Genomic DNA, 6,050 nt, shown 5'->3' on the forward strand with positions numbered 1-6,050 from the left:
TATGACCACGACTGCGGCCCAGCGCCCCGCGTCCGCGCCCAGGGGTACAACAGAGGCCCGACGGCGCCGGGTTGCCGGATTGGGCGTGCTCGCGGCGCTCCTCGTGGTCGCGGCTGCCGCGTCGCTGGCCGTCGGCGCGCGTGCGCTCAGTCCCGCCGAGGTCTGGCACGGGCTGTTCGCGGCGCCCGAGTCCGACCAGCGGCTCACCGAGATCAGGCTCATCGTGCAGACCGTGCGGGTGCCCCGCACGGTGCTCGCGGTCGTGGCCGGCATCGCCCTGGGCGTCGGCGGGGCGCTGATCCAGGGGTACACGCGCAACCCCATCGCCGACACGGGGCTGCTGGGGGTGAACTCCGGTGCCTCGTTCGCCGTGGTGTCGGGGATCGCCGCCTTCGGGTTCACCAGCCCGTTCCAGTACGTCTGGTTCGGCTTCCTGGGCGCGGCGGTCGCCGGTGTCGTCGTGTTCGGGCTGTCGAGCATCGGCCGGGGCGCGGGCAACCCGCTGACGCTCGCCCTGGCCGGGCAGGGCGTCACGGTGTTCCTCGCGGCGATGACCACGGCGGTCGCGCTGACGGACAAGGCCTCGCTGAACGCCCTGCGGTTCTGGAACGCGGGCTCGTTGACCGGTGTCGGCTTCGACGTCATCTGGCCCGTGTCCGCCTTCATCGCCGCCGGGCTGCTGCCGGCGCTGATGACACTGCCCTCCGTCAACCTGCTCAACCTGGGCGACGACGTCGCACGAGGGCTCGGGGTGAACATCGCGCTGACCCGCACCGTCGGCATCGTCGCCATCACCCTGCTGGCCGGTGCGGCGACGGCGGCCTGCGGCCCCATCGCGTTCCTCGGGCTCATGGTGGCCCACGTGGCCCGGTACCTGACCGGCCCGGACTACCGCTGGCTGGTGCCGTACGCAGGTCTGCTCGGGGCCGTCGTACTGCTGGTCTGCGACATCGTGGGGCGCCTGGTCGTACGGCCGAGCGAGCTGGACGCGGGGGTCGTCGTCTCGCTCCTCGGCGCACCGTTCTTCGCCGTCCTGGTGTGGCGCGGGAAGTTCAAGAACGCGTGAACGGGGCGGACGTGAAGGCGAACGGGGCGGACGGGGCGGACGAGGCAGTGGATGTGAAGGCGGATGTGCGGGCGTCGGTGGCGTCCGGTGTGCGGTTCGGTGGCGTGTCGTTCGTGTGGCGGCCCTGGATCGCGGGCGTGACGCTGCTCCTGGCGGTGGCGTGCTTCCTGGTGTTCTGCCTGTCCATCGGGGTGGGGGACTTCCCCATCGGCCTGCCCAGGGTCGTCGCCACGATCCTCGGCCGCGGCGAGCAGGTCGACGAGTTCGTGATCATGGACCTGCGGATGCCCCGGGCCCTCGCCGGGCTCGTCGTGGGCGTCGCGCTCGGGGTGTCCGGCGCCCTCACCCAGTCGATCGCCCGCAATCCGCTGGCCAGCCCGGACGTCCTCGGCATCACCAGCGGCGCCGGCGCCGTCGCGGTGTTCCTGGTGACGGTGTCGGGCGGCGCCGCGACGGCCGTGGCCGACGCCGTGGGCCTTTCGGCGGCGGCGCTCGCGGGCGGTCTCGGCACGGGGCTGCTGGTGTACTTCATGGCGTGGCGCCGCGGGATCGACGGCTTCCGGCTCATTCTCATCGGCATCTCGGTGAACGCCGTGATGCAGGCGATCACGACCTGGCTGCTGGTCACCGCCGACATCAGGGACGTGGCCCGGGCCCAGGCGTGGCTGGTCGGCTCGCTGGACAACCGGTCGTGGAGCGAGGTCCACGTCGCGCTGTGGTGCACGCTCGTCCTCCTGGTCGTCGTGGCCTGTGTCGCCTTCCAGTTCAAGCCGCTGCACTTCGGCGACGAGGTCGCCGCCGGACTCGGCGTCCGGTACGGCGCGGTGCGCGCGGTCCTGCTGCTGTGCGCGGTGCTGCTGGCCGGCGTGGCGGTGAGCGCGGCGGGACCGGTGCCGTTCGTCGCGCTGGTGGCGCCGCAGGTGGCGATGCGGCTGGCGAGGTGCCCGACGCCGCCCCTGGTGGCCTCCGGCCTGGTCGGGGCTTTGCTGCTGACCGGCTCGGACCTGGTCGCGCGCACGGCCCTGCCCGTCTCGCTGCCGGTCGGTGTGGTCACCGCCGCCATCGGCGGACCCTTCCTCGTCCATCTGCTGGTGCGGGCGAACCGCAGATAGCTGGTACAAAGTAAGGCGAGCCTAATCGAGGGGGCGTTGTGGTCGTTCAGTCCACCACCGGGACCGACACGGGAGTTGACGGCGCCTCACGGCTGGCGGCCCGGAAAGTCACCGTCGGGTACGGCGCGCGGTCCGTCATCGACGGCCTCGACGTGGCGATCCCGCCCGGCGTGATCACCACCATCATCGGACCGAACGGCTGCGGCAAGTCGACCCTGCTGCGCACCCTGTCGCGGCTGCTCAGGCCGACCAGCGGCACGGTCGTGCTGGACGGCGAGGACATCGCCGCGCTCCGGACGCGCGACGTGGCCAAGAAGCTCGGCCTGCTGCCCCAGGCGCCGGTGGCTCCGGAGGGGCTGACGGTGTCCGACCTGGTGGCCCGGGGCCGCCATCCGCACCAGAGCTGGCTGCGGCAGTGGTCGTCGGACGACGCCGACGTCGTACGGCAGGCACTGGCCATGACCGGGGTGTCCGACCTCGCGGACCGTCCGGTCGACTCGCTGTCCGGCGGACAGCGCCAGCGCGTGTGGATCTCGATGACCCTGGCCCAGGGCACCGACCTGCTGCTGCTGGACGAGCCGACCACCTATCTGGACCTGGCGCACGCGGTCGACGTACTCGACCTGGTCGACGACCTGCACGAGTCCGGGTGCACCGTGGTCATGGTGCTGCACGACCTCAATCTGGCCACGCGCTACAGCGACAACCTCGTCGTCATGAGGGAGGGCGCGATCCTGGCCCAGGGCCATCCGCGCGACGTGATCACCGCCGACCTGCTGCACGAGGCGTTCGGGCTGCGCGCCAAGGTGATCGACGACCCGGTCGGGGACCGCCCCCTCATCGTGCCGATCGGACGTACCCACGCCGAACTCGGCCGATCAGCACCGGAGTTGTATCGGTGAGGGTAGGCTAACCTCACTCGGGCGCGATAAGGTTTGCTGCCCTCGGACGGGCGCAGTGGACGGCGCGACAGCAAAGGGATCTCCGGATGCTCCTCAGAACGACGCGTATGAAGCCCTGGCGACGACTCGCGGCGGTCCTGTCCGCCGTCGCCCTCGGCGTCGGACTCCTCGCGGGGTGCGGTTCCGACTCGGACGACTCGGCGGACAGGGCCGGCGGCGACACCCCGGCCGCCGCCGGTGCCTTCCCGGTCACCGTGGAGCACGCTTTCGGAACGACGAAGATCGACAAGGCGCCCGAGCGGGTCGTCTCCGTCGGTTACACCGACGACCAGACCGTCCTGGCCTTCGGCATCAAGCCCGTCGGCATGGTCGACCAGTACCCGAACCCGGCCGGACAGAGCCCCGACATCAACACCCAGTGGCCCTGGGTGAAGGACAAGTGGGGCGACAGCAAGCCCGAGGTCATCATGAAGAACGGTGACTCCGGCCCCAACTACGAGAAGATCGCGGCACTGCGCCCCGACCTGATCGTCGCGGTCTACTCCGAGATCGACCAGGCCGCCTACGACAAGCTCTCCAAGATCGCGCCCACGGTGGGCCGCACCAAGGGCGAGAAGGAGCCGTTCAGCGCTCCGTGGCAGGACAACGCGCTGCACATCGCCAAGGCCCTCGGCAAGGCCGAGGAGGGCGAGAAGATGGTCGCCGACATCCAGGGCAAGCTGGACGCGGCCAAGCAGGCGCACCCGGAGTTCGCGGACCGGACCGCCGTCGTACTGTCCTGGTACAAGGACTCGGTGGCCCCGTTCACCTCCACCGACGTACGCGGGCGGCTCGTGACCGGCATCGGCTTCAAGTACCAGACCGAGATCGACAAGGTCGCCGGCGGCGACTTCTACACCACGCTCTCGCCCGAGCGCGTCGACCTCGTCGACGTGGACCGTGTCTTCGTCATCAACGACAAGGCGGACCAGGACGCGTTGAAGAAGTTCGAGCTGTTCACCAACCTGGACGCCGTCAAGAACGGCAAGGTGTCGTACCTGCTGGACAGCGAGGGCCCGGCGGTCGGCGCGGCCATCTCCCAGGGCACCCTGCTGTCCATGCCGTACGCCGTCGACGAACTCGTCAAGTCGGCCGGGTAGGTGTGAACGTCACCGACACCCGCGCAGCACCGGCCGTCCTGCGTACGGCGACCGGACGCGAGGCCGGCCGATGGGTCGCGGCACACTGCCGCGAGGTGCCGTGGCTGACGGCCGCCACGGTGCTCACCACGGTGGCGGGAGCCGCGCTCCAGGTGCTTCCGGTGCTGCTGCTCGGCCGCGTGGTCGACGCGGTGGCCGGGGGCGAGTCGCAGTCCGTCCTCGTCACGATCGGGGCCCTGATGGTCGCCGCGGCGCTGCTCGGCGCGGCGGCGACCGCGGTGTCGACGTACCTGATCGGGCGGCTGGGCGCCGACCTGCTCGCCCGGCTGCGGGAGGGCGCCGTCCGCGCGGTCCTGGCCATGCCCAGCGCACGCGTCGAACAGGTGGGCCGCGGCGACGTGCTGTCCCGGGTGGGTGACGACGTCGCCGTCATCTCCAAGGGCATCCGCACGGCCGTCCCCACGGTGTTCTCGGCCGGCGTCCTCGTCGCCATCGCCACGGCCGGCATGTTCGGCCTCGACTGGCGGCTCGGCCTGGCGGGCGCCGGCGCGCTGCCCGCCTACGCGCTGGCCCTGCGCTGGTACCTGCCGAGGTCCGCGCCGCTGTACCGCAAGCAGCGGGTGGCACAGGCCGACCGGGCGCAGGCCCTGATCAGCGGCCTGAACGGCATCGACACGGTCCGGGCCTACCGGCTCGAGGACGCCTTCCGCGAGCGGGTCACCCGTCAGTCGTGGCGGGTGCGCGACCTCGGCATCGAGGTGTTCCGGTTCTTCGGCCGCTTCGTCGGCAGGGAGAACCGCGCCGAGTTCATCGGGCTGACCCTCATCATCGTGGTGGGCTACGCGCTGCTGGAGGCGGACGCCGCCACCCTGGGCGAGGTGTCGGCGGCCCCGCTGCTGTTCCACCGGCTGTTCACCCCGCTGGGCGCCATCATGTTCACCTTCGACGAGGCGCAGAAGTCGGGCGCGAGCCTGACCCGCCTGGTCGGCGTACTGGGGGAGGACGCGGAAGGCCGGCTGGTGGGCGACGAGTCCGTCGGCGCGGCGGCGGCCGGACCGTACCCGGTGACGGTGCGGGGGCTGACGTTCACCTACCCGGGTGCCGAGGAGCCGGTCCTCAGGGACGTCGACCTGACGATCCCCGCGGGTGGTTCGCTCGCCCTGGTGGGCGCCACGGGCGCGGGCAAGACGACCCTGGCCGCGCTGGTCGCGGGCATCGGTACCCCGCAGGCGGGATCGGTGCGCGTGGGTCCGACCGATCTGGCGGGACTCGACGAGGCCGGGGCGCGGGCCCTGGTGAGCATCCTGACCCAGGAGACACACGTGTTCTCCGGGCCGCTCGCCGACGACCTGCGGCTGGCCGCGCCGGGGGCGACCGACGCCGAACTCCTGGACGCCCTGCGCACCGTCGGCGCTGCCGGGTGGGTCGACACCCTGCCCGACGGGCTGGACACCGCGGTCGGTGAGGGCGGCGAGCGCCTGGACGTGACCAAGGTCGCGCAGATCGCGTTGGCCCGGCTGGTGCTCTGCCGGGCGCCCGTGGTGGTGCTCGACGAGTCGACCGCGGAGGCGGGCAGCGAGGGCGCCGCCGAGCTGGAACGGGCCGTGCTGGCCGCGTGTGCGGGCCGCACCACGCTGTTCGTGGCGCACCGCCTGACCCAGGCGATGGCTGCGGACCGGATCGCCGTCCTGGACGCCGGACGGGTCGTCGAGGAGGGTGCGCACGAGGAGTTGGTGGCGCTGGGCGGCCGCTACGCACGGCTGTGGCGGGCTTGGCGAGAGGGCAGTCAGGCGGGGTAGTTAGGTATGCCTTAGTTAGGTTAGCCTGCCTT

General features: G+C 71.9%; 5 protein-coding genes. All 5 read left to right on the top strand.

What is annotated here, in order from left to right; all coding sequences use genetic code 11:
* The first annotated feature begins 1 nt into the window (after nucleotide 1).
* The 5 genes from ABS735_RS16140 to ABS735_RS16160 all read left to right on the top strand — a co-directional run bounded on the left by ABS735_RS16140 (nucleotide 2) and on the right by ABS735_RS16160 (nucleotide 6,018).
* Complete coding sequence (locus ABS735_RS16140) at nucleotides 2-1,066, top strand: FecCD family ABC transporter permease (RefSeq protein ID WP_373905482.1); 1,065 nt, start codon at nucleotides 2-4, stop codon at nucleotides 1,064-1,066.
* Nucleotides 1,063-2,178, top strand: coding sequence for a FecCD family ABC transporter permease (locus ABS735_RS16145; protein WP_373905481.1), 1,116 nt, complete (start codon nucleotides 1,063-1,065; stop codon nucleotides 2,176-2,178). The genes ABS735_RS16140 and ABS735_RS16145 overlap by 4 nt, the downstream gene beginning before the upstream one ends.
* Before the next feature lie 38 nt (nucleotides 2,179-2,216).
* Nucleotides 2,217-3,080, top strand: coding sequence for an ABC transporter ATP-binding protein (locus ABS735_RS16150; protein WP_373905480.1), 864 nt, complete (start codon nucleotides 2,217-2,219; stop codon nucleotides 3,078-3,080).
* Nucleotides 3,081-3,166: 86 nt separating this feature from the next.
* Nucleotides 3,167-4,219, top strand: coding sequence for an iron-siderophore ABC transporter substrate-binding protein (locus ABS735_RS16155; protein ID WP_373905479.1), 1,053 nt, complete (start codon nucleotides 3,167-3,169; stop codon nucleotides 4,217-4,219).
* A 2-nt stretch (nucleotides 4,220-4,221) separates the two neighbouring features.
* The gene (locus ABS735_RS16160; RefSeq protein ID WP_373905478.1) at nucleotides 4,222-6,018 is read left to right on the top strand and encodes an ABC transporter ATP-binding protein; all 1,797 of its coding nucleotides are present in this window, start codon (nucleotides 4,222-4,224) and stop codon (nucleotides 6,016-6,018) included.
* The last annotated feature ends 32 nt before the right edge of the window (nucleotides 6,019-6,050 follow it).

It is taken from the genome of Streptomyces sp. MMCC 100 (assembly GCF_041538145.2).
Classification (GTDB): domain Bacteria; phylum Actinomycetota; class Actinomycetes; order Streptomycetales; family Streptomycetaceae; genus Streptomyces.

Bases quoted from the DNA above. Each gene is read 5' to 3' on its own strand.
- ABS735_RS16155 (WP_373905479.1), top strand. From the start codon at position 3,167: ATGCTCCTCAGAACGACGCGTATGAAGCCCTGGCGACGACTCGCGGCG.
- ABS735_RS16140 (WP_373905482.1), top strand. From the start codon at position 2: ATGACCACGACTGCGGCCCAGCGCCCCGCGTCCGCGCCCAGGGGTACA.